The sequence below is a fragment of the Candidatus Eisenbacteria bacterium genome (genome assembly GCA_016867715.1).
GTDB lineage: Bacteria > Orphanbacterota > Orphanbacteria > Orphanbacterales > Orphanbacteraceae > VGIW01.
Genome location: VGIW01000005.1, coordinates 37,743 through 60,421 on the forward strand (window position 1 = coordinate 37,743; position 22,679 = coordinate 60,421).

The 22,679-nt window shown below is 67.9% G+C and carries 21 protein-coding genes; all 21 read right to left on the bottom strand.

The window, feature by feature from the left end; genetic code table 11:
• Positions 1-45 precede the first annotated feature (45 nt).
• Complete coding sequence (locus FJY73_02075) at positions 46-1,038, bottom strand: glycosyltransferase family 9 protein (protein MBM3319445.1); 993 nt, start codon at positions 1,036-1,038, stop codon at positions 46-48.
• A gap of 20 nt (positions 1,039-1,058) precedes the next feature.
• Positions 1,059-2,921: an ABC transporter ATP-binding protein gene (locus FJY73_02080; GenBank protein MBM3319446.1), complete on the bottom strand. Its 1,863-nt coding sequence runs from the start codon at positions 2,919-2,921 to the stop codon at positions 1,059-1,061.
• A complete protein-coding gene (locus tag FJY73_02085) occupies positions 2,918-4,003 on the bottom strand; it encodes a glycosyltransferase family 9 protein (protein MBM3319447.1) in 1,086 nt (361 codons plus the stop codon). The genes FJY73_02080 and FJY73_02085 overlap by 4 nt, the downstream gene beginning before the upstream one ends.
• A 1-nt stretch (position 4,004) precedes the next feature.
• Positions 4,005-6,323, bottom strand: coding sequence for an endopeptidase La (gene lon / locus FJY73_02090; GenBank protein ID MBM3319448.1), 2,319 nt, complete (start codon positions 6,321-6,323; stop codon positions 4,005-4,007).
• Positions 6,320-6,703 (bottom strand): Hsp20/alpha crystallin family protein, encoded by a 384-nt coding sequence (locus FJY73_02095; protein ID MBM3319449.1) that lies wholly within the window; start codon positions 6,701-6,703, stop codon positions 6,320-6,322. The genes lon and FJY73_02095 overlap by 4 nt, the downstream gene beginning before the upstream one ends.
• Before the next feature lie 57 nt (positions 6,704-6,760).
• Positions 6,761-7,132 carry a hypothetical protein gene (locus FJY73_02100; GenBank protein MBM3319450.1) on the bottom strand — a complete coding sequence of 124 codons (372 nt, stop codon included), beginning with the start codon at positions 7,130-7,132 and terminating at the stop codon, positions 6,761-6,763.
• A 4-nt stretch (positions 7,133-7,136) separates the two neighbouring features.
• Positions 7,137-8,264, bottom strand: a complete 1,128-nt coding sequence (gene bshA / locus FJY73_02105; GenBank protein MBM3319451.1) for an N-acetyl-alpha-D-glucosaminyl L-malate synthase BshA — start codon at positions 8,262-8,264, stop codon at positions 7,137-7,139.
• Entirely contained in the window at positions 8,264-9,886 is a 1,623-nt protein-coding gene (gene bshC, locus FJY73_02110) for a bacillithiol biosynthesis BshC (GenBank protein ID MBM3319452.1), read from the bottom strand. The genes bshA and bshC overlap by 1 nt, the downstream gene beginning before the upstream one ends.
• Positions 9,876-10,685, bottom strand: coding sequence for an SAM-dependent chlorinase/fluorinase (locus tag FJY73_02115; protein MBM3319453.1), 810 nt, complete (start codon positions 10,683-10,685; stop codon positions 9,876-9,878). Before FJY73_02115 ends, bshC begins: the two co-directional genes overlap by 11 nt.
• Positions 10,682-11,224 carry an AmmeMemoRadiSam system protein A gene (gene amrA / locus FJY73_02120; protein MBM3319454.1) on the bottom strand — a complete coding sequence of 181 codons (543 nt, stop codon included), beginning with the start codon at positions 11,222-11,224 and terminating at the stop codon, positions 10,682-10,684. The genes FJY73_02115 and amrA overlap by 4 nt, the downstream gene beginning before the upstream one ends.
• Positions 11,221-12,069, bottom strand: coding sequence for an AmmeMemoRadiSam system protein B (gene amrB / locus FJY73_02125; GenBank protein ID MBM3319455.1), 849 nt, complete (start codon positions 12,067-12,069; stop codon positions 11,221-11,223). Before amrB ends, amrA begins: the two co-directional genes overlap by 4 nt.
• Before the next feature lie 23 nt (positions 12,070-12,092).
• The gene (nadB, locus tag FJY73_02130; protein MBM3319456.1) at positions 12,093-13,646 is read right to left on the bottom strand and encodes an L-aspartate oxidase; all 1,554 of its coding nucleotides are present in this window, start codon (positions 13,644-13,646) and stop codon (positions 12,093-12,095) included.
• Positions 13,643-14,704 (bottom strand): tetraacyldisaccharide 4'-kinase, encoded by a 1,062-nt coding sequence (gene lpxK / locus FJY73_02135; GenBank protein MBM3319457.1) that lies wholly within the window; start codon positions 14,702-14,704, stop codon positions 13,643-13,645. Before lpxK ends, nadB begins: the two co-directional genes overlap by 4 nt.
• A complete protein-coding gene (locus FJY73_02140; GenBank protein MBM3319458.1) occupies positions 14,701-15,936 on the bottom strand; it encodes a glycosyltransferase in 1,236 nt (411 codons plus the stop codon). Before FJY73_02140 ends, lpxK begins: the two co-directional genes overlap by 4 nt.
• Positions 15,933-16,613, bottom strand: coding sequence for a lysophospholipid acyltransferase family protein (locus tag FJY73_02145; GenBank protein ID MBM3319459.1), 681 nt, complete (start codon positions 16,611-16,613; stop codon positions 15,933-15,935). The genes FJY73_02140 and FJY73_02145 overlap by 4 nt, the downstream gene beginning before the upstream one ends.
• On the bottom strand, positions 16,610-17,731 hold the full coding sequence (gene lpxB, locus FJY73_02150; protein ID MBM3319460.1) for a lipid-A-disaccharide synthase: 1,122 nt from the start codon (positions 17,729-17,731) through the stop codon (positions 16,610-16,612). Before lpxB ends, FJY73_02145 begins: the two co-directional genes overlap by 4 nt.
• A complete protein-coding gene (locus FJY73_02155; protein MBM3319461.1) occupies positions 17,728-18,315 on the bottom strand; it encodes an isoprenylcysteine carboxylmethyltransferase family protein in 588 nt (195 codons plus the stop codon). Before FJY73_02155 ends, lpxB begins: the two co-directional genes overlap by 4 nt.
• A gap of 10 nt (positions 18,316-18,325) precedes the next feature.
• Entirely contained in the window at positions 18,326-19,300 is a 975-nt protein-coding gene (locus FJY73_02160; GenBank protein ID MBM3319462.1) for a Gfo/Idh/MocA family oxidoreductase, read from the bottom strand.
• A gap of 85 nt (positions 19,301-19,385) precedes the next feature.
• Positions 19,386-20,159, bottom strand: coding sequence for an acyl-ACP--UDP-N-acetylglucosamine O-acyltransferase (gene lpxA, locus FJY73_02165; protein ID MBM3319463.1), 774 nt, complete (start codon positions 20,157-20,159; stop codon positions 19,386-19,388).
• Between the two features lie 53 nt (positions 20,160-20,212).
• Positions 20,213-21,541 carry a bifunctional UDP-3-O-[3-hydroxymyristoyl] N-acetylglucosamine deacetylase/3-hydroxyacyl-ACP dehydratase gene (locus tag FJY73_02170; protein MBM3319464.1) on the bottom strand — a complete coding sequence of 443 codons (1,329 nt, stop codon included), beginning with the start codon at positions 21,539-21,541 and terminating at the stop codon, positions 20,213-20,215.
• Positions 21,538-22,611 carry a UDP-3-O-(3-hydroxymyristoyl)glucosamine N-acyltransferase gene (lpxD, locus tag FJY73_02175; protein MBM3319465.1) on the bottom strand — a complete coding sequence of 358 codons (1,074 nt, stop codon included), beginning with the start codon at positions 22,609-22,611 and terminating at the stop codon, positions 21,538-21,540. Before lpxD ends, FJY73_02170 begins: the two co-directional genes overlap by 4 nt.
• Positions 22,612-22,679: the final 68 nt, after the last annotated feature.

Below are 22,679 nucleotides of genomic sequence, written 5' to 3' on the forward strand. Positions count from 1 at the left end.
GCGCCTCGTGTCTTCCCCCGCGCGCAGCTCCCGAGACGAGTCGGATCATGGTACCCCGGGCCGCCGCTCCGAGTCACGGAGGATGTGCAGAGCGGCGCGCGCGACCTCCTCGGGAGAAACGCGCGTCATGCAGACATGGCTTCGATCGGGGAGCGGACAGATCTCGGTGCCGTGAAGCGAACAGGGACGGCACGGGAGATCGACCGACACCACCTGGTCCCTCTCACCCGCCGGACCGAACCCGAGTTCCGGCGTCGTCGGCCCGAAGATCGCGACGACCGGCGTGCCGACCCCGTTCGCGAGGTGGAGGAGCCCCGAGTCGTTCGTGACGAGGAGCGCCGCGCGTCGAAGACTCGCCGCGATCTCGGCGAGCGATGCTCCGGCGAGAACGCGCGCGCCCGTTCCCGACTCGCGCGCGATCGCCTCGAGCATTCCTCGCTCCGCCTCGGAACCGAGAAGAAGAACCGGTCGGCCGGCGCTGGAGGCGATCACTCGCATCGCCGAGGCGAACGAAGACGCGGGCCACCTCTTGGTCGCCCGCCCGGCGCCGGGCGCGAAGGCGATCGCCCCCTCTCCTCCCCTCGCGCCGCCCGTGTCGATCGTTCGGAGCCTCGGCGGCTCCTCGCGCACGGCGAGCCCGATCCTCTCGAGCGCGGCGAGATAGCGGCGCCAGACCGGCGGGAACGCGCGCCCCTTCCCCCTCTTCCAGCGGACGAGCATTCGGCGCGAGAGAGCAAGCCTCGGGTAGAGCGCGACCTTCGCGGGAAAGAGAAGAACAGCGAGCGCCCGGCTCCGAACCCCGCCGTGAAGATCCACCACGAGGCCGTATCGTTCACCTCTCGGTCTTCGATAGCGAAAGAGTCCGGCGATCCCGCCGCCGAGCGCCGTCACGCGATCGACCCCGGGGAGGAGATCGGCCGCCTCCCGGTACGATTCCTTGACGGCGAAATCGATCCGCGCGCCGGGGAACGCCCGCCGGAGCTCCCGCGTGGCCGCCGCGGCGAGGAGCACGTCCCCCAGCCGGCCCCAACGGATCACGAGGATCCTCTCGGGCGGCCTCACACGCCCGCCCCTCCCGCGCGCGGAAGGAACTGCATCTCGAAGAGCCGCTTGTAGAGCCCGGGGCGGCCGAGAAGCTCCTCGTGCGTCCCCTGCTGCACGACGCGCCCGCGCTCGAGCACGACGATCCGATCGGCGCGCCGGATCGTGGAGAGGCGGTGCGCGATGACGAGGGTCGTTCGGTTCCGCACGAGGTTCTCGACCGCGCTCTGGACGAGCGTCTCCGACTCGCTGTCGAGGCTCGAGGTCGCCTCGTCGAGGATCAGGATCGGAGGATCCTTCAAGATCGCGCGCGCGATGGCGAGCCGCTGCCGCTCTCCTCCGGAGAGCCGGACCCCGCGGTCCCCGACCCTGGTGTCGTATCCTTGCGGCATCTTCTCGATGAACGCGTCCGCGTTCGCGGCGGCCGCCGCGGCGCGGATCGCATCGAGAGGAAGGTCGCTCCTTCCGTACGCGATGTTGTCGCGCACCGAATCGTTGAAGAGCACGACTTCCTGCGTGACGATCCCCATGAGGCCGCGAAGCGAGCCGAGGTCGATGGCGCGGATATCGGTCCCGTCGATCGTGATCCGGCCCGCGGTCGGATCGCGGAAGCGCGCGAGAAGATCGACGAGCGTCGACTTCCCCGCACCGCTCGGGCCGACGAGTGCGACCATCGTCCCGGCCGGAACGCGGATGTCGACGTTCGTGAGCGCGGGGACCCCTCCTCCCTCGTAGCGGAACGAGACGTCTTCGAAGCGGATTCCCTCGCGCACCTCGCGAAGACGCGCTCCGTCCCTCGGGCGCGGCTCCTCCCCTTCATCGAGAACGACGAAGACGCGCGCCGCCGCGGAGAGCCCTTGCTGCACGAGCGTGTTCACGTGCGAGAGCTTCCGGATCGGCTGCATCATGTTGAGGACGGCGGCGAGGAAGAGGAAGAACCCCTCCGGTTCGAGCCCCCGTCCCTCGAGGACCCGGTTCCCTCCGGCCCAGAGGACGAGGATCGCGCCGACGACGCCGAGCTGCTCGGCGATCGGGCTCGCCAGGATCGCGACCCGCTTGAAGCGGAGATACGACCGAAGGTATCCGCCGGTCGCCTGCTCGAACTTCGCCTGCTCGAAGCGCTCCGTCGAGAAGGCCTTCACGATTCGAATCCCCGCGATCGTCTCCTGAAGACGCGCCGTGATCCTCGCCATGTCCTCCTGGAAGCGCGTGCTGTACTTCCTGAGGCGCCGCGAAACCCTGCCGGTGAAGACCCCGAGGACGGGAAAGATGACGAACGAAAGGAGCGCGAGAGGCCAGCTCACGAGGAGCGCCACCGCGGCGAACACGAGAAGGAGCATCGCGTTCTGGATCGCCTCGGTGAAGAGGACCGAGACCATGTCCTTCACGAGCGCCACGTCGTTCGTCACGCGCGAGATCAGCTCTCCGGCGCGGCTCCTCTCGAAAAAGGCGATCGGGAGCCGCTCGATGCGGAAGAAGAGGTCGTCTCGGATCCGTTTGATCACGCGTTCTTGGAGGGTGATCATGAGGATCTGGTGCAGATAGTGGAACAGCCCCTTGAGGAGAAAGACGACGAATACCCCCGCGCACACCTTGGCGAGCGCCCTTCTCGGTTCTTCGTCCGCGAAGAGGCCGAGGAAGCCGGCGCGGAGTCTCTCCTTCCACTCGGCGAGCGCGGGGATGAGCGCGGACGGCTCTCCCGCCGGCCCCCGAATCATATCGATATCAATCTTTCCTTCAAAAAGGATCTGCGTGAAGGGGAGGATCATCCCGATCGTGACGCCGCTGAATAGGGCGAACAAGAACGTGAAGAGGAGCGCGGCGGCGAGATCGCGCCACCAAGGGACCACGTAGCGAAGCAGTCTGGCGAGGGTGTTCATCCCTCGGGCCCCGCGACGAGCGCGCCGAGTCCGTCCACTGCCGCGAGAAACCGCTCTTCCGTGATCTCCTTCTGGAGCGGAAGGAGAGCGGCGGCCGCCTCGGCGGGAGGACGGTACCACGCTTCCTCGTGTTCCGCGAAAAGGCCGAGGGCGGGGACGCCGAGAGCGACCGCGTAGTGAAAGAGAGGCGTGTTCGTGCACACCGCGAGGTCGGCGCGTGAGAGGAAGGCGATCACCTGCGCCTGCTCGTCCACGGGCGCGCGGTACGGCTCGAGAAACGCCAAGCGGCGCTCGAGCTCCTCCCCCGCCGCGCGGTTCTCCGGTTCGGTGACGATGAGGATCCGCGCGCGGTAGGAACGCGCAAGAAGACGCGCCACTGCGGCGAACTTGTCGAGATCCGGCTCGCGCCCCTCGATTCCCGCCGGTTCGATCGCGACAAGAAGCTCCTCGGCGCGCGGCTGCCAAAAATGGATGAGGCGGTCCGCTCGGCGCGCATCGGGCTCCGGGACGCGCCACCGGACCGAATCGTCAAGGTAGTCGACGAAGCGTCCGGTGATCGCGCCGACCAGCGACAAAAACGCGCGCGCGAGGTACGGCTCCCCCTTGGGCGGAACCGCCTCGAAATTCAGGAACGGGAAGTGATCGCCGCATCCGAAACCGATTCGGAGAGGGACGGCCGAGGCGTGCGCGAGCGCGAGGAGCGCCGGATCCGGCCCCGGATCGAGCACGAGGAGGAAGTCCGGCTTCAGCTCGGCGATCTCTCTTCCGATGCGGCGGATCTCGCGGACGAGCCCGGCTCCCTTCGAGGCCCGAAAGACCAGGGCTCGATCTGCAAGCTTCTCCCGCCGGAAGACGGTCGTGTTCGAGGAGCTGGAGGCGAGAAGGAGCCGAGCCTCCGGGAATCGATCGCGGAGAAGCCGAAGAGCCGGCACCGCGAGAGGCGGGAGCCGCGGATCGCCGCGCATGCAGACGGCGATCCTCTTGGGCGAGGAGAGCGCCTGGCGGACCGCCACGGGAGAGGCGGGCGACCGACGGCTCAGCCAGTCTTTCTGATATCGAAGATAGAGAGCGAGAAGGTTCACGTTAGGCCCTCCTCCTGCGCGGAGGACAGGCGAGCGCGAAAACCTCTTCCACCCGATGGGCCGGGAGGATCTCGAGAAGGCTCCGAACCTCGGTCGGGATCTCCTCGAGCTCGGGGAGGTTTCGCTCGGGGAGGATGACGCGCCGAATTCCCGCGCGATACGCGCCGAGGATCTTCTGCTTGACGCCGCCGACCGGAAGCACGTGCCCGCGGAGCGTGATCTCCCCCGTCATCGCGATGTCGTGGCGCACCGGATAGCCGGAGATGATCGAGTAGAGCGCGGTCGCCACCGCGACGCCGGCGGAGGGGCCGTCTTTCGCGATCGCCCCGGCCGGGACGTGGATGTGAATGTCGTGGTTCTCGAGGAGCTCGCGCGGCGCGCCGCTCCGGTCGAGGAAGCTTCTCACGAACGAGAGAGCCGCCTCGGCCGATTCGCGCATCACCTCCCCGAGGTGCCCCGTGATCTGCAGCGTCTGTCGGCCCGGCATCAGGGTCGCCTCGACGAAGAGGATCTGGCCTCCGGACGGAGTCCACGCGAGGGCGGTGGCGACCCCGATCTCCGGGCGCCTCCCCTTGAGCTCCGGGTAGTGATGCGGCGTGCCGAGATAGTGCGGAAGGCCCTTCTCGCCGACGACGACCCTCCGCTTGTCTCCCTCGAGCAGCGTCATCGCGCGCTTCCGGCAGATGGCGGCGAGGCTTCTCTCGAGCTCGCGGAGCCCCGCCTCGATCGCGTACTCCTCGATCACCCTCCGGATCGCACGGCGCCGCACGACGAGGGTCCCCGCGGAGAGCCCGTTTCTTCGGATCTGCTTCGGCAGGAGATGCCTCTCGGCGATCCGCACCTTCTCCTGGGTCGTGTAGCCGGGGAACTCGATGATCTCAAGCCGGTCGAGAAGGCCGGCCGGGATGCTGTCCATGCTGTTCGCGGTCGTGATGAAGAAGACGTCCGAGAGGTCGAACGGAAGATTCAAATAATGATCCGCGAAACGTCGGTTCTCCTCCGGGTCGAGCACCTCGAGGAGGGACGCGGAGGGATCTCCCCGGAAATCCGATCCGATCTTGTCGATCTCGTCGATCATGAAGAGCGGATTCCGCACGCCGACCCTCCGGATCTCCTGGAGGATCCTTCCCGGGAGCGCCCCGCTGTAGGTGCGGCGATGCCCTCGGATCTCGCTCTCGTCCGTGATCCCTCCGAGGGAAAGATGGGCGACGCGGCGTTCGAGCGCCTCGGCGATCGAGAGGCCGAGCGATGTCTTCCCGACTCCGGGCGGCCCGACGAAACAAAGAAGCGGCGGCGGCGAGTCCTTCTTCAGCTTCCGCACGGCGAGAAACTCGAGCACGCGCTCCTTGATCTTCCCGAGCCCGCAGTGGTTCCGATCGAGGATGGCCCGCGCCTTCTCGAGGTCGATCGTGTCCTCGGATACGCGCGCCCAAGGGAGGTCGAGAACCCAATCGAGATGCGTGCGCCCGATCGTGAACTCGCCGCTCTGGACCGGAACGCGGGAGAGGCGGATGATCTCCTCGCGGCAGGCCTGGCGGACCGGCCCGGGGAGAGCCGTCTCGGTGAGGCGCCGCTCCATCTCGCGGATCTGCGTCTCCCGCTCGTCCTCCTCGCCGAGCTCTCTTCGGATCGTCTCGATCTGCTGTCTCAGAAACGATTCCTTCTTCTTCTCGTCGAGCGCGGTCTCGACCTTCTCGTTGATCTTCTTCTGCAGCTCCGCGATCTTCTTCTCGCGGTCGAGAAGACGCCCGATCTCCTCGAGGCGCCGCTCCACGTCCTCCGTCTCGAGGAGCGTCCTTCTCTGCTCGAAGGGGAGGCGGAGGCGCGCGGTGATGAGATCGGCGAGATGGCCGGCGGTCGCCACGCGCCTCGCGATCTCCAGAATCTCCTCTTCGGGTGAACCGCCGAGAAGCTCTCCGAACGAATCGAGGCAGGAGCGCCGGAGCGCTTCGATGCGAAGCTCGTGCCCCTCGCTGGAGGGGGCCGGGGAGACGGCGGCGATCGGGAACGGTTCGGCGCGGACGAGCGCCGCCCGGTCGATCCGCGCGATCCCCACCACGGCGATGCGGACCGTGCCGTCCTCGAGGCGGCGCATCTGCTCAATCCTCGCCGCGGTGCCGCGGACCGGGAGCGCGTCCCACGTGTCGGCCGCCGGATAGAGCGCCACGAAACGGTCGTTCGAGAGAGCGGCGTCGACGAGATGGATGTCCGACTCGCGCTCCAACAACAATATCAAACGTTCATAAGGAAAGAGAATCGTCTCCGGCACGGCGAGAAGCGGAAGCTCGCTCGGGATCGGGATCTTGGGCGGAGCGGTCACCGAGTGATTCCTTCCCCGGCGCCGGGAAAGGAGATCTCCAGGACGCCGTCGACGTACCGGGAGCTCGGCCGCGCGAGGTCGAAACCGGCGGGAAGCGGGATCCGCTTCTCGAAAGGTCCGCTCGCCCATTCGAGCGAATGGTAGCGCCGCGGCTTGCGGTGGTGCGGGGCCTTCCGCTCGCCTCGCACGGTGAGGACGTTCTCCTCGACGCGGATGTGGAAGTCCTTCGACTTCATGCCGCCGATCTCGAGAACGACGAAGAGAACCCCGTCCAGCTCGTAAACGTCGGCGGGCGGGGACCAGAAGACCGGTTCCAGAACCGCTTCGCGCCGTCCAGGATAGGGGGCGTGCGTCGCCAAGAAGTCGAGCATCTCGCGCACGCCCTCATCCTTCTTCGGTCCTTCCCTTTCGGGCACGTCCTTCCCCCCGCGGATGTTCTACTCGGAGGTCCAGCAGTAGCGGTCCTCGAACACCGTCTTGAAATCGTAAACGCCGACGAAGTCGTCGATCGAATCGGCGGCGGTCTTGGAGAGAACTCCGTGATCGATGAGCATGAACACGATCCGGCCGAAGTCCTCTGTCGAGCGGAGGCCCCAGTGTTCGAAGACCATGCGCGAGGTCGGACCGAAACGTTGGATCGCGAGGCGCCGGATTCCATCGAGGAGTTCGCGCCCGTCGACATGCCGCGGCCTCTCGAGCCCGGAGAGCGTGAACTCGAGCGCCTCGAGAAGGAAGAGATACGCCTCCTCTCGGTAGGGGGACTCCCCGCTTCGTATCGCCTCGAAGGTCGTCCGAAGATCCTTCGCCACGTGCTCAAGCTCCTTCACGGATCACGCGTTGATAGATCGCCTCGTATTCGGCCGTGATCTTCTCCGTGGAGAAATCCGCGGCCGCGCGCTCCTTGGCCGCGCGGCTCATCTCGCGTCTTCGTGCGGGATTCTGCAACAGCTCCCGGGTCATTTCAATCATTCTTTCGAGGTCGCCGAGGGGCGCGAGCGCGCCGTCGACGCCGTTCCGCACGACTTCCGGGAGCCCGCCGCCGTCGTAGCCGACGACCGGCACGCCGGAAGCCATCGCCTCGAGCGCAACCAGCCCGAAGCTCTCGACGGTGCTCGGGAGAAGGAGCAGGTCGGCGAAGGGGAGGATCCGGTGAACGGCGATCCGGTTCCCGAGAAAGTGGATCCGGTCTTGCACGCCGAGCTCCTCGGCGAGGATCCGGCAAGGAACCCGCTCCGGCCCGTCGCCGACGAGAAGGAGCTGCGCGCCGGTCGCCTCGCGCACGCGCGCGAGAAGGCGGACCACGTCCCTCACGTTCTTCACCTTTCGGAAGTTCGAGATGTGCATGAGGACCGGCCCCTCGTCGAGATCGAGGCGGTCGCGGAGGCTCTCGTCGGGCGTTCCGGAGAAGACCCTGGGGTTCACGAAGTTCGGGATGACGTCGATCGGCTTCTCGACGCGCAGCTTCTCCCTCGTCTCGCGCGCGAGGAAACGCGAAACGGCGGTGACCGCGTCGGAACGCTCGATGCTGAACTTCGTGATCTCGAAGAAGCTCTCCTCGCTCCCCACGAGGGTGATGTCGGTCCCGTGGAGCGTCGTGACGACCTTCACCCTGCTCTCGCCGAGGATCTGATTGGCGAGGAAGGCGCTCGTCGCGTGCGGGATCGCGTAGTGGACGTGCAAGAGGTCGAGCTTCTCGCGGCGGACCACCTCGGCCATCCGGACGGCGAGGGCGAGCGAATAGGGAGGATATTTGAAGAGTGGATAGGTCATGGTCTTGACTTTGTGGAAGACGATCCCGGTCCCCTCGGTCTCGAGACGGAACGGGCGCGAGTAGCTGACGAAATGAACCTCGTGGCCTTTTTCGGCGAGGGCGTGCCCGAGCTCCGTGGCCACGACCCCCGATCCTCCCGCGGTCGGATAACAGGTGATGCCGATCTTCATCATTTGCTCCTCTCGACGACGAGAAGGCGCGGGGTTCCCTCGAGGGACGCGGCCTCCTCTTCGACCGCCTCGAGAATCCCCGGCCCATAGCGCGCGAGAAGATGGAGAAGAGAAAGAACCGTCTCCTGCGGCTTGCCTCCGGGAAAGAGCTCGTTTCGGATTCGGTGGATTCGGTTGCGGCGGTTCTCGCCGCTCTTGTCCGCGAGGCGGAGGAGCTTCTCCCCCATCCGCTCCGCTTCTCGCGGAAGGCGGGTCCGGGCCGCGTCCTCCGGTCCGAGCGCCCCGGGCGCCGCGCGGTCGAACGCTTCGAGAAGCGACCCGGTCTCGGCGCGCACTCGCTCGGCGAAGTCCCGAACTTGTTCTTCGATCTCTCCGCCGGTCGTCTTCGGCGTCCTTCCGGGAAGGAGATCCTCGGGCTGAAGGTTCATCTGTTGAAGAAGTTCGTCGGAGCGCCGGGAGAGGACGAAGACGCTCGCGCGGGGGACGAGCGGCGCTCGTCCTACGCCGAGGCATTCGTAGAGCGGCCCGAGCTCCGCGTGGTAGAGGAGCTCGGAGTGCCCCGCGATCATCCCGGCGCTCGGGAAGACCGCGTCTTGGACGACCGGGCGGAGAGCGGCCGCGGGAGTCGCGCGCGTCGCCCCGCTCTCGATCCGATCGGCGAGCTCATTCGCCGGAACCGTCTCTTCCCCTTCCGCGCGCACCCGGTCCCCTTCGAGGAAGAGAGGGACCCGCGCGTCCCCGTCGACCCGAAAGAGAGGAAGACGCTTCTCATCGAAAGGAATCGGCGGCGCGAAGCCGGCTCGTTCGAGAAGATCCGTTCCCGCGCGGAGCGCTTCGATCGCCCGGGGAGCGCTGCGAACGGCGGCGGCGAGCACGGAGCGCCCGCGCGGATCGATCTCCGCGTCCCTCCCGTCGAAGAAGACGATGTTTTCGGTGCGTCCGATTCGGCGCGCGGTTCGCGCGAAGAGGAACGGGAGGTGTGTTCTCTCTCCGACGAGCGCGCCGAGCTCTTCCAGGAGCGCTTCCGCTTCGGCGCCCGGGGGAAGGGCCGCGCCAACCGCGCCGAGAAACTCCCTCCATCCATTCGGCTCCGCCGCGAGGGCGCCGACCTGCGTCCTCGGAGGAGCCGCCGCGAGCGGGGAGCGGATCGTTCCCGGCTCGCCGTGCTCTCGCGCGAGGACGATCCGGTCGATCTCGTCGCGATCCGCGTCGTGCGATGCGATCCAGAAGAGCGGAACGACGGGGCGGCCGGTTTCGGCGGCGCGAGCGCGCGCGAGCGCGCGGAGCGAGGCCATCTTGTAGAAGACGAGGCAGGGGCCGAGAAGAACCCCCGGCTGTTGTCCGGCGACCACGAATACCGTGCGGGGATCCGCGAGCGCCGCGCGAAGGTTCGAGCTCTTCTCTCCGTCCGTCTCCCGCGCGAACCCGAGAATCCGCTCGGCCGTCTCCGGCGCGATCGGTCCGGGCGAGGTCGGCCCGGACGGAGCGGCCGCGGGTCGGCGAAGCGGGAATCCCGCGTAGAGCGGCCCGAGCCTCTCCTCGCCGTCGAGATACGACCGGAGGAGCGCCGGGGCCGCCTCGGGGAAGAGCCTCCGCTCGACGCGGAGATCGCTAGGCGCCATGAATGCGCTCCAGAATCACCGGCTCCCCGGCGGCGACGCCGAGGCGCCGCGAGGCATTCCCCATCGACACCGCGACCTCGAGGGTTTCCCAGCTCCCGAAGAGGAGGACGAGGCTTCCGGCCCCCGCTTCGAGGAAAGTGTGAACCCTCGCGTCGATCGAGGTCGCGCCGACGCGCGCCCGGTACGGTGTTCCCCTCGCCCAATCCTCGATGAGCGAACGATCGAGGTTCGTAAGAAGGTTGCCGAAACGATCGACCCAGACGACCTCGCCGGTCAGGCGCTCCGCGGTTCGCTGAGGGGGGCGGATCGGGGAGGGGACGAGCCTCTCGACGCCGATCGGGACGCCGAACCGCTCCGGGTTCTCGCCCCGCGCGAGGCCCGCCGCCGCATGTGCGAAAAGATCGCGTGCGTGGAAGGTCGGGCAGATCCGGGGCGGCAGCCATTCCCCTTGCTCGATGCGCCAGGCGCGCGGGGATCCCATGCGGAGGACCTCTCCGAAGATCCCGTTGTCCGGCCCGACGTAGAAGAACCCTCCCGCCTCCGCGATCAGCGCGATTCGATCGGTCCCGACCGCCGGATCGACCACGGCGAGGTGGATCGTGCCGGACGGGAAGCAGGGGGCTGTGTGATTGAGGAGGTGCGCCGCCGATCCGATCGCGCCCGGGGGAACCGAGTGTGTGATGTCGACGAGCACCGCGTCGGGGGCGAGGCGGAGAAGGACTCCCTTGACCGATGGGACGTACGTCCCCTCGCCGAAATCGGTGAGAAGCGTGATGACCCGCGCGCGTGCGCCGCTCACTTCTCTTCCCCCCACACCTCGGCCTCGAACCGCTCGATCGACGCGCCCTCGCGCCACGAGCCGGGAGGAAGGCCTGCTTTCCGGCAGGTCTCCTCGAGAAAACGCTCTGTGCTCCACCCTTCTTCTCCGGCCACTTGCGGGAGAAGGAGCCCGCTCCGATCCCCCTTCCGGATGATGAGACCGTCCCGGCCGACCGCGATCTCCGACGGGTCCCGCACGGGAACCGGAGCCGTCAGCGCGGAGATCTCGATGCGAATCTCGGGGAGCTCGCGCGGAGCGAGGCTCTCGAAGCGGTAATCGTCGCGCGCGGCGGCGACCGCCATCTCCGCGACAACGCGCGCGAGCGGCTCTTCGGCGAGCACGCGGCCGATGCACCCGCGGAGCCGACCGGCCCGCGTCAGCGTCACGAACGCGCCGCGCGCCTCGGCGAGCGGTCCGGCGAGAGGGATCTCGGGCTCGTAGCGTCTCCCCTCGAGAAGAGCCTCGATCGCGGACCTGGCGACGGCGAGGAGCTCTTTCCGGTCCGATTCGCCGATCATTCGCGCCCCTCCCGAACGAACGCGAGGGAGGCGTAGCCGACCACCTCGCTCTTTCCGCCGGCCGTATCCCCGGAGTTCGCGTAGCGGAGAAGGCGCGCGCGCGCGCCGAATCGGTCGCGGGCGGCCGCGCCGAGCGCGAGGATCGGACCGATCCCGCACGCCTCGGTGTTTCCCGCCTCGATCGCTCCGGCGAGCTTCTCGATCTCGAGCCTCTCGAGAAGGTCGAGGAGGAGCCGATCGATGCGGACCGCGTCATCATAGGAGTGAAAATGCGAGAGATCGGAGCTTGCGAGATAAAGCGTATCGTCCGAGCCGAAGAGGTCGGCGAGCCGCCCCGCGAGCTCCTCGGCGAAGGAGAGGTCGTGCGAGCCGAGCACGAGCGGGATGAGGCGGAACGCGCCGAGAGAGACCTGGAGGAACGGGATCTGAACCTCGAGCGCGTGCTCCTCGATGTGCGGTCCCGGCAGGTCGCGGACGAGATCCTTCGCCGCCAGTAGGAGACCGGCCGCCCCCTTCTCGTCGATCGGGACGTCTCCGAGAGGCGTTCGGTAAGCTCCCGCCGGCCAGATCGACGCTCCGTGAAACGCGGCGCGGTGCGAGGGGGAGAGGACGACGACGCGGGCGAATGAGCGCCCGCGCACCGCGGCGTACGCGGAGCCCGCCACCGGTCCCGAGTAGACGTAGCCGGCGTGGGGAGAGACGAGACCGATCACTTCTCCGCCCGGGTTCGATCCCTCCGCTTCGTCCAGGAAGCGGAGGATCTCCCGTTCCAGATCGCGCGGGTCCGCGGGATAGAACTGCCCGTCCCAGCGGGCCTCTCGAATCGAAGGATGCGTCCTTCGCACGGCCCTCCCTCCTTCTCCTCAAGCTATCCGATTCTCCGGCGGTAAACAACGGTGTTGCGGAGGAAGCGCGGGTCGGCGTGGGGGTAGTCCTCGACGTAGTGGAGGCCGCGGCTCTCGCGGCGGCGGAGGGCGCAGCGCACGATGAGCGATCCGGTCGCCGCGATGCTCCGAAGCTCGATCAGGTCGCGAGTGAGGACGGAGCCTTCGTAGCACGCCTCCACGTCCTTTCGGAGCGAGCGAAGCTCGCGGCGAGCGATCATCAGGCGGTCGACGGTGCGCGCGATGCCGACGTAGCGCCACATGATCGTCCGAATTCGGTCCCAGAGATCGAGAACGAGGAGCCGCTCCGGCTTCTTCCGTTCGCCGTCCGGCCTGGCCGAGGGGATCCGCCGCGGGAAAGGATCGCCGGAGAAGCGCGCGGCCACCGACTCGGCCGCGCTCGTCGCGAAGACGAGCGCCTCGAGAAGCGAGTTCGAGGCGAGACGGTTCGCCCCGTGAAGTCCGGTGTGGGCCGCCTCCCCGCACGCGTAGAGCCGAGGGAGGTTCGTTCTTCCCTCCAAGTCCGTCGAGACGCCGCCGCACATGTAGTGGGCGGCGGGAACGACGGGGATCGGTTCCTTCGTGACGTCGATGCCGAGGGAGAGGCACTTCCGGTAGATGTTCGGAAAGCGCGAGCGGATCCGTTTCGGCGGGATCGCCGAGAGATCGAGATGCACGTGGCGTTCGCCGCGGGTCTTCATCTCGCGATCGATCGCGCGGGCGACGACGTCTCGCGGGGCGAGCGAGTCGGTGAAGAGCCGCCCCGCGAGATTGCGGAGGACCGCCCCCTCTCCGCGCACCGCCTCGGAGATGAGAAACGACTTGTCGCGCGGGTGGTAGAGGCACGTCGGGTGGAACTGGACGAACTCCAGGTTGGCGAGGCGCGCCCCGGCCCGATACGCCATCGCGATCCCGTCCCCGGAGGCGATGTCCGGATTGGTCGTATAGAGATAAACCTTTCCGGCGCCGCCCGTCGCGAGAAGGGTCGTGCGGGCGAGGAAGACGCTCACGGCCCCGCGCGAGGGCCCGAGGGCGAACGCGCCCCAGATCTCGCCGTTCTCGGTTCGGATGAGATCGAAGACCTGGCGGTCCTCGAGGACCTTGATGTTCCGGTTCTTTCGGATCGCGGCGAGGAGGCCTCGTTCGATCTCCCGCCCGGTGGCGTCCTTCGCGTGAACGATCCTCCGGCGCGTGTGCCCCCCCTCTCTGCCGAGCGCGAGCTTCCCCTCTTCCCGAGAGAACCGGATGCCGATCTCGATGAGCTCGGCGACGAGGGCCGGCCCCCTCTCCACAACCAGTCGCGCCGCCCTCTCGTTCGAGAGACCCTCGCCGCAGCGAAGCGTGTCGGCGAGGTGGATCTCCGGCGAATCGTCGGGACCCATCACGGCCGCGATCCCGCCTTGCGCCAAGTTCGTGTTCGTGTCCGCGCTGTTCTTCTTCGTGAGAACGGTCACCGTTCCGCCGGCGGCGGCGCGAAGGGCGAAAACGAGCCCGCCGATCCCGCTTCCGAGCACGAGGAAATCGCTTCGATGGATCACGGGAGATCTTCCTCTCCGAGCGCGGCGAGGAGAGCCGGGAGTCTCCCCTCGGGGTCCTGAAAGCGGACCTCGACGCGCAGCGTGTGGAGCCCGGCCCGCTCTGCTTCTTCCGGCGCGAGTCGGCTCCGATCTTTTTCGGTCGTGACCGCGAGCGCGCCGATCCGCGCGGCGCTTTGCGCGATGCGTGCGCGATCCTCGCAGTCGAAACGATGATGATCGGGGAAACGGAGGCGTCCCGCGATCCTTGCACCCGTCTCCTCGATCGTCTTCTCGAACGATTCCGGGCTCCCGATCCCGCTCACCGCGAGCACACGCCGGCCGCTGAGGAACGTCCGCGCGTCGGCGGTCGCGCCGGTCGGAAGAAGCACGCCGATCGTTTCATAGGTAAAGCGAATGCGGGCGGCGGGCGCTCCCGCCCGGTCGAGGACCGCGTCGAGGTTCTCGTCCGTCCCCTCGAGCGCGCGGACGAGGACGAGGCCGGCGCGGCGGAGCGCGCCCGGAGGTTCGCGAAGGGTCCCGCGCGGAAGAAGACGGCCGTTTCCGAACGGCCGAACGCCGGGGACGAGAACGATGTCGAGGTCGCGCGCGAGCCTCCGATGCTGCATGCCGTCGTCGAGGAGGAGGAAGTCCGCTCCGAACCGATCGATCGCGAGGCGCCCCGTTCGGACCCGGTCTGCGCCGAGGACGATCGGGAGATCCGGGAGGCGGAGCCGAACGAGGCACGGTTCATCCCCGTAGAGAAGATGTCCCCGAGGTCCCGGCTCCTCTCCGGGAGGCATCGCGACGATCCGTCCCGCCCGCTCCCTCCCGTAGCCTCGGGAGAGGAGCGCGGGGCGTCTCCCCTCCCCGAGGAGGATCGAGGCGAGCGCGATCGCGACGGGGGTCTTCCCCGTTCCGCCGACCGAGAGGTTCCCGACGCTCGCGACCGGCGCGCCGAGCCGGACCGAACGGAGAATCCTTCGGTCATAAAGAGTGTTTCGCAAAAGGACCGCCGCGCGGAAGACCCACTCCCCCGCGGCCCCGAGCGGTCCGCCGATCGGCTCCGGCCGTCGTTTCATGCGGGAACCTCCCCGAGGAGGCCCTCGCGCGCGAGACGGCCGGCGCAGCGCGCGGCCGCCCCTCGTTCCGCGAGAAGGGCGGCGCGCCCCGCCTCGCCGCGGCGCCTTCGCTCCCCGTCGTCGGCGAAGAGATCGAGAATCCTCCGAGCGAGCGCCTCGCTGTCGCACGTTTCCTCGAGCGCGCCCGCCTTCTCGAGAAGGTCGGCGATCTCGCGGCAGTTCTCCCGGTGCGGCCCCATCAGCACCGGCACGCCGAATCGGGCCGGTTCCGCCGGGTTGTGTCCGCCGTGGCGCGAGAGGGACCCGCCGACGAACGCGACGTCCGCCGCGGCATAGAAGGAAAGAAGATCGCCGATCGTGTCGACGAGGACCGCCCGTCCCGGGGAACCGCGCGCCTCGCTCCAACGACTCCACGGAATCCCGATCGCCGCGAGGTACTCGGCGGCGCGCGCGGGGTGTCTCGGGACCACCGCAACGCCGTGCTTCTCGTTCGCCGCGAGCACGGCGCGCACCGCGCGGAGAACCGCGCCTTGCTCGCCCGATCGAACCGAACCGAAAACGACCCATCGCTCGTCCGCGTGTTTTCGGAGCCCGAGGTCGCGGGGATCGGCTCCCTCCGAGTCGATCTTGGTGTTCCCGTGGACGAAGATCCTCTCCGCCGGAACGCCGAACGCCGCGAAGCGCCGTGCGTCGATCGCCCGCTGCACGCCGAGGAGCGACACGCGCGCGAGCGCCGCCCGATAGAGCGGCCGCGCGAAGCGCATCCTCCGGAACGCCCTCGCGGAGATCCGCCCGTTCACGATCGCGACCGGGACGGAGCGGCGCGACGCCTCTCGCAGAAGGTTCGGCCAGATCTCGGTCTCGACGAGAAGAAGGGCGCGCGGGCGAATCGCGTCGAACGCGGAGCGCACCGCGGGCTCGAGATCGAGAGGCGCGTAGAGGGAGCGAACCTCCGGGATCCTCCCGGCGCGCCGCTTGCCGGCGGCGGTCATCGAGGTGAGCACGAGGTCCGCCTCCGGCCGCGCGCGACGGATCTCGCGAACGATCGGCTCCGCCCCTTCCGTCTCTCCCGCCGAGGCGGCGTGAATCCAGATCGGGCGGCGGGTCCCGAGCGCCTCGTAGCGACCGAGCCTCTCGTTTCTCTCGCTGGGGTCCCGGACGAGCAGCCGAAGCAGGGGAATAGCAAGAGGGCCAACGCATTTCGTAGCAATTCTATACAAAGCTTCCATCATGTGGATTCTCTCGCCCCGCAGAGCCGGTCCGCCTCCTTCGAGAGAACGACGAGCGCGTTCTCCACGCGAGCGCGCGCCTCCTCCACCTCTTCGGGCGAGAGAGTCCTCGGCACATCGATCGGCGGGCCGTACCCGACCGCGACGCGCGCGAAAGGGGCCGGGATCCGGAATCGGTCCCACGATCCGAGCGTGAGGCCTCGGTTCGAAGCGCTCGCGAGAGGAAGGATGGGAACACCGGCCCTCTGCGCGATGCGCACAACCCCCGCCTCGGCCGATTCCCGCGGGCCTCGCGGACCGTCCGGCGTGATCGCGAGATCGTAGCCTTCGGACGCGCGGCGCGCCATCTCCAGAATCGCGCGTGCTCCCCCTCGTCCCGTCGACCCGCGCACCGATCCGAAGCCGAGGCTCTCCGTGACGCGGCGGATCATCTCTCCGTCCCGGTGGCGGCTGATCAGAATGTGGATGCGCCGCCCGCGGTGCGTGAAGGTGAGCGGAAGAAGACGCCCGTGCCAGAACGCGTAGAGGACCCGCATGCCTCGCGACCGGCACGACTCGAGATGCTCCTCGCCGAACCATCGAACCCGCCACGTGGAGCCGAGGATGCGGATGACGACAGGGCCGAGCCGCACCGCGAGATGAAAGACGAGCGCGTCGGAGAGCTTCGAGAGGCGGCTCATTCGAGAATCCTCAAGACTTCTTCGGCGGCGCGTCCCGAGGCGCCCCCCTCGCCGAGCGTCTCCTTGACGGCGCGGATCCGCGCGCGCATCGCCTCGAGGCGTTCGGGATGCAGGAGCCACTCGCGGGCGACCGGAAGAAGACGATCGGGCGCCGCGTCCCCCTGGAGAAACTCGGGGGCGAGGCGTTCCCCCGCGAGGAGGTTCACCATGCCGACGTGCGGAACGCGCACGAGCCTCTTTCCGATCATCCAGGAGATCGGCGAGACGCGGTAGAGGACCGCCATCGGGGTCCCGACGCAGACCGCCTCGACCGTCATCGTCCCCGACGCGACGAGCGCGAACCCCGAGGCGGCGAGCAGGTCATAGGTCTCCCCTCGAAGGAGCGGCGTCTGCCCCGCGTCCGAACGGCGATAGACGACGTCGTCCAAGGTGGGCGCCGCCCCGATGAGCGGCGCGACCGGAAAGCCCTCGTCCGCGAGGCGCCGAATCGTCCGCGTCATGACGGGGAGGAGGCGCTCGACTTCATGCGCGCGGCTTCCGGGGAAGAGCCCGATGATCGTTTGGCTCTCAAGAATCTCCCGGCGCTCGCGAAACTCCCCCGGGGTTCCGGAAGGCCTCGCGAGATCGACGAGGGGATGGCCGACGAAGCGGACCGGCACGCCCCGCGCGCGAAAGAAAGTCTCCTCGAACGGGAGGATCACGAGAAGAACGCGGACGAGCTCCCGAAGAGCGCGCACCCTTCCGGCGCCCCACGCCCATGCTTGCGGCGCGACATAGTAGACGACCGGAACCGACTCCGACGCGGCGGCGCGCGCGAGACGAAGGTTGAAGCCGGGGAAATCGATGAGGACGACCGCGGCGGGGCGCCTCCGGCGGATCTCCTTACGCATGCGGGAGAGGGCGCGGAGGAAGAAGGGAACGCGGAGCGCCACCTCGGAGAACCCGAGCACGGAGAAGTCGCGGATCGGGAAGAGGATCTCAACCCCCTCCTTCTCCATCCGCTCCCCGCCCGCGCCCCAGAAGGCGAGGTTGTCCGTTCGCGCGCGAAGCTCGCGGACGAGCTCCGCTCCGTAGAGCTCGCCCGAGGCCTCTCCCGCGACGACCAGCACGTTCTTCATCCGCGCCCCCCGAGAAGCGGCGCGCGAAGGAGCATCGCGCCGAGAAGAAGACCGATCGCGGCAAGCGTTGGTCTCTCGACGCGGAGCGCCGCGCGCATCCCGAGGCCCGGCTTCCCGATCGATCGTCCCCACCCGCGCGGGAAGAAGCGGGGAACGGCGTTCTTGTATGCGGCGAACTCTTCGGGAAAGCGGCGCGCGAGCTCCGCCTCCTCCGCGCGGATGATCGCCGCGTACTGGACCGCGAAGAGGATCCAGAGAAGAGGAGGAAGGACCGGAATCCCCGAGAAGAGAGCGAGCCCGGTCGAGAGAAGGAGGTTGCCGAGATAGAGCGGGTTCCGCGTGCGGGCGTAGGGTCCCTCCGCGACGAGGGTCTCCCCTCCGAGCGCGCGCGAACGGGACGATCCCCCGATGAAGCGGAGCGAGTCGATCCGAAGCGTCTCGCCGAGAAGAACGAGAGGCATTCCGGCGCCGATCGACCATCCCGTCGGCCGGCTCGCGAGGAGAACGACGAGGACGAGGGGAAGGGGCGTGTAGGCCCGCCATCGATAGAGGAAACGCCCGATCCGTTCCGCACGCGGCCTCACGCCCGCCGCCCTATCCACCGGTCCCCCGGTTCTTGCGGATCTTCTCGAGAATCGCGTGGCCGATGCAGAGCGCCTCGGTCGCCTCCCCCGCCGGAACGACTCTCGCTTCCCCTCCCCTCACGGCTCTTAAGAAATGAAGGATCTCAATGCGAAGGGGTTCTCCCTTCTCCACCTCGAGGGCGCGCCTCTCGATCAGTCTCGCGAACGACTCAGGCGTGAGACGGTCGGGCGGCGGGAGCTCGCCGGTCCGTCGATAGATCGTGGCCGCCTGCTCCGTGTAGTCGAGGGAGATATACCGGTTCTCCTCGAAGATGCGGATCTTGCGGGTCTTCGCGAGGGAGATCCGGCTCGCCGTGAGGTTCGCGACGCACCCGTTCTCGAAGCGAAGGCGGGCGTTCGCGATGTCGATGTTCGGCGAGAGGACGGCGACCCCCGTCGCCTCGAGCCCCGCGAGGGGCGAGCGCGCGATCCGTAGGAGGATGTCGATATCGTGGATCATGAGATCGAGGACGACCGAGACATCGAGACCGCGCACGTCGAAGGGGGAGAGACGGTGGATCTCGACGAAGCGGGGATCGCACCCCTCGGCGAGAAGCGCCGCGACCGCCGGGTTGAAGCGCTCAAGATGCCCGACGGCGAGGATCCTTCCGGCGCGGCGGGCCGCGCGCTCCATCTCCTCGGCCTCGGCGGGAACCGGAGCGATCGGCTTCTCGACGAGAACATGGACGCCGCGCGCGAGTGCCCGGAGAGCGACCTCGCCGTGCGCGGAGGTCGGAACGGCGATCGTTGCCGCCTCGACCTCGCCGAGCAGATCGTCGAGGTCGTCGTACGCGCGGCCGCCGCCTCGGGCCGCCGCCGCGCGCGCCCGCTCCGGATCGCGATCGTAGCAGCCGACAAAACGGGCTTCCGGCGCCGAGGCGAGCACGCGGACGTGGTTCGCACCCCAGGCGCCGACGCCGATCACCCCGATGCGAACCGGTTCCATCGTTCGGAGTCTCTCAACAATCGGCTCGTGCCGCGCCCTTCCCCGCGTGCCGGGCGGGGGGTTCCGCCGATTCACCGGGCCGGGACTAGGTGATGCCCCTCTCCGAGGTCTCGATGAAGCGGAGAAGGTGCCGGATCTCCGGCAGGTCAGGAAGCTCCGCGCGGATCGCCTCCACCGCTTGCGGCGTGTTCTTCTCCGACCGGTACAGGATCTTGTACGCCTTGCGGAGCGCCGCGCGCGTCTCGGCCGGGAAACCGCGCCGCTCGAGCCCGACCTGGTTGATGCCGGCCACTCGAAGAGGATTGCCCGCGGCGAGGAAATACGGAGGAACGTCCTGGGCCACGCGCGAGCCGCCTCCGATGAAGGAGTGTCCTCCGATTCGCACGAACTGGTGAACCGGGGTGACCCCGCCGATGCTCGCGTGATCCTCCACCGTCACGTGGCCGGCGAGGTTCACCGCGTTCGCGAGAATCGTGTGGTTCCCGACCACGCAGTTGTGCGCGATGTGGACGTACGCCATCAGAAGATTGTGGCTCCCGATGCGCGTCGCCTCGTTCTCCTCGGTCGCGCGGTGGATCGTGACGAACTCGCGAATCGTGTTCTGTTCGCCGATCTCCACGAGGCTCTCCGCCCCGCGGTACTTGAGGTCCTGCGGCTCGACCCCGATGCACGTCGAGTGCAGGATCGTGCATCCGGCTCCGATCACGGTCCGCCCGTCGATCACGTTGTGCGCGCCGATCGAGGTTCCGTCCCCGATCGACACGTTCGGGCCGACGATCGTGTACGGACCGACGGCGACATCCTTGCCGATCCTCGCCCCCGGCGCGACGAGAGCGGTCGGGTGAATGGTCCCGGGCATGATCCCGGGTTCGATCCTCATGTTCGTCTCCTCGGGGGTCGCTCTGCTTCGGCTCACCGGTCCACGATCATGGAGAGGAGATCCGCTCCGGCGACCAGGTCGTCTCCCACGTAGGCGCGGCCGCGCATCTTGCAGGCCCTCGTCTTCAACCTCAGAAGCTCGAGTTCGAACCGGAGCGTGTCTCCGGGGAGAACCGGCTTGCGGAACTTCGCGTCATCGATGCCCATAAAGTAGACCAGCTTCCCTTCCGGGTGATCCACCGACGAGAGGAGAAGAATCCCGCCGGTCTGCGCCATCGCCTCGATGATGAGCACGGCGGGCATGATCGGGTGCCCCGGGAAATGCCCGATGAAGAACGGCTCGTTGATCGTGACATTCTTGATCCCCACCACGCGGGTTTCCGTGAGCTCGATAATCCGGTCCACCAGGAGGAACGGATAGCGGTGGGGCATGATCTTCATGATGAAGTTGATGTCGACGTTGGATGCGTGAAGGACCTCGTGCCGGAGCTTCAGGGTCGGCCCGTGCTTCTCCTCGGCGTAGCGGCGAAGGAGGCGCGCGAGCTTCACGTTCGCCGTGTGCCCCGCCTTGTGGGCGAGGATATGGCACCGCATCGGCAGGCCGACGAGGAAGAGGTCGCCGAGGAGGTCGAGGACTTTGTGGCGCACGAACTCGTCGGCGAACCGGAGCTGCTCGTCGCTCTCGACCGTCTCCTTGTGCACGACGATCGCGTTCGCGTATGTCCCTCCCTTGATCAGCCCCATCTGGCGCAAGCGGTCGACCTCGTTCTGGAGGGCGAACGTCCGCGCGGGCGCGATCTCCCGGCCGAACGATTCCTCGTCGATGTCGAAGTTGACGTGTTGCGTGCCGATCACCGGGTTGTCGTACTGGATCGTGAAGCTGACCCGGAGCCCGTCGTGCGGAAGAACGACCAGCTCGATCCCGTTTTCTTGAAGCGCGATCGGGCGATCGACGCGCAAGTAGAAGCGTTCGGCGTCCTGCTCTTGAATCCCCGCTTCGCGGAGGAGGCGCACGTAGGGGAGAGCGCTCCCGTCCGGCTCGGCCGGCTCCTCCGAGTCGATCTCGATGCGGACGTTGTCGATCCCGAGCCCGGCGACCGTCGCGAGGACATGCTCGACGGTGCTGATCCGGACGTTTCCTTTCTCGAGAATCGTCCGGCGCATGCTCCCTTCCATGTCGACGGTGTTCGTGATGTCCGCGACGATCTCGACCGGTTCATCCAGATCGACGCGCACGAAGCGGACGCCCGTGTTCGGCGGCGCGGGGCGAAAGCGCATCGTGACCTCGTGCCCCGTATGAAGCCCCACGCCGGAGATCGAGGCCTCGCGGGCGATCGTTCGCTGGCGCGTGCGGGAGCTCATTCTTCGTCCCCCTCTTCGCCGTTCTCGAGCGGCGGGTCGCCCGCGGGCTTCCCCTCGAGCACGTTGACGCGCCTCTCGAGCGTCGCGAGCCTTCGAATGAGATCGGGAAGGCGCGTGATGCTGGCGTAGATCTTTCGGGAGAGGCTGTGCTCGCGCGCCGGATAGCCGGAGACGGCCGTGTTGGACGGGACGGATTTGGTGACTCCCGCCTGGGCCCCGACCTTGACGTTGTCTCCGATCCGGATGTGCCCGACGATGCCGGCTTGCCCCGCGAGCGTGACGTTGTCGCCGATCTCGGTGCTCCCGGAGATCCCCACTTGCGCAACGATGATCGTGTTCTCGCCGACCACGGCGTTGTGCGCGATCTGCACCAAGTTGTCGATCTTCGTCCCCTTGCCGATGCGCGTCGTTCCCACCGTGGCCCGATCGATCGTGGTGTTCGCGCCGATCTCCACGTCGTCTCCGATCACCACGCGGCCGATCTGCGGGATCTTCATGTGCCGGGGCCCGTTCTTCGTGAAACCGAAACCGTCGCTCCCGATCACGGAGCCGCTATGCAGAATGACGCGATCTCCGATCTCGGAATCCTCGCGGATCGTCACGTTCGGGTAGATGAGACAATCGCGGCCGATCCGCGCGCGGAACCCGACGTAGGTGTTCGGAAGAATGCGCGTCCCTTCCCCGATCGCCGCGTCGTCCTCGATCACCGCGTGCGGTCCGATCGTGACCGACGCGCCGATCGTCACGTTCTTGCCGATCACGGCGGTCGGGTGGATCCCGCATGGCTTCTCGTAGTCGCGCGGCGCGAACAGTTCAATCACGCGGAGGAACGCCACGTACGGATTCGGGCTTATGAGCAGCGTCTTTCCGGCGCCGGCCTCGACCCCGTTCTTGGAGAGGATGATCGCCGACGCGTCGGTGGAGCGGAGATGCGCTTCGTAGCGAGGGTTCGCGAAAAACGTGATATCGCCGGGACGCGCCTCGCGAATCCCGGCAACCCCCGTGATTTCGATGTCCGGATCCCCGACGATCTCCCCGCCGACGCGATCCGCGATCTCTTGGAGTTTCATGACAGCGGAATCCTAGCTGCGGGGGCGCCTTCCGTCAAGGTCTTTTTCGCTCACGGCGCCGGTCAAGG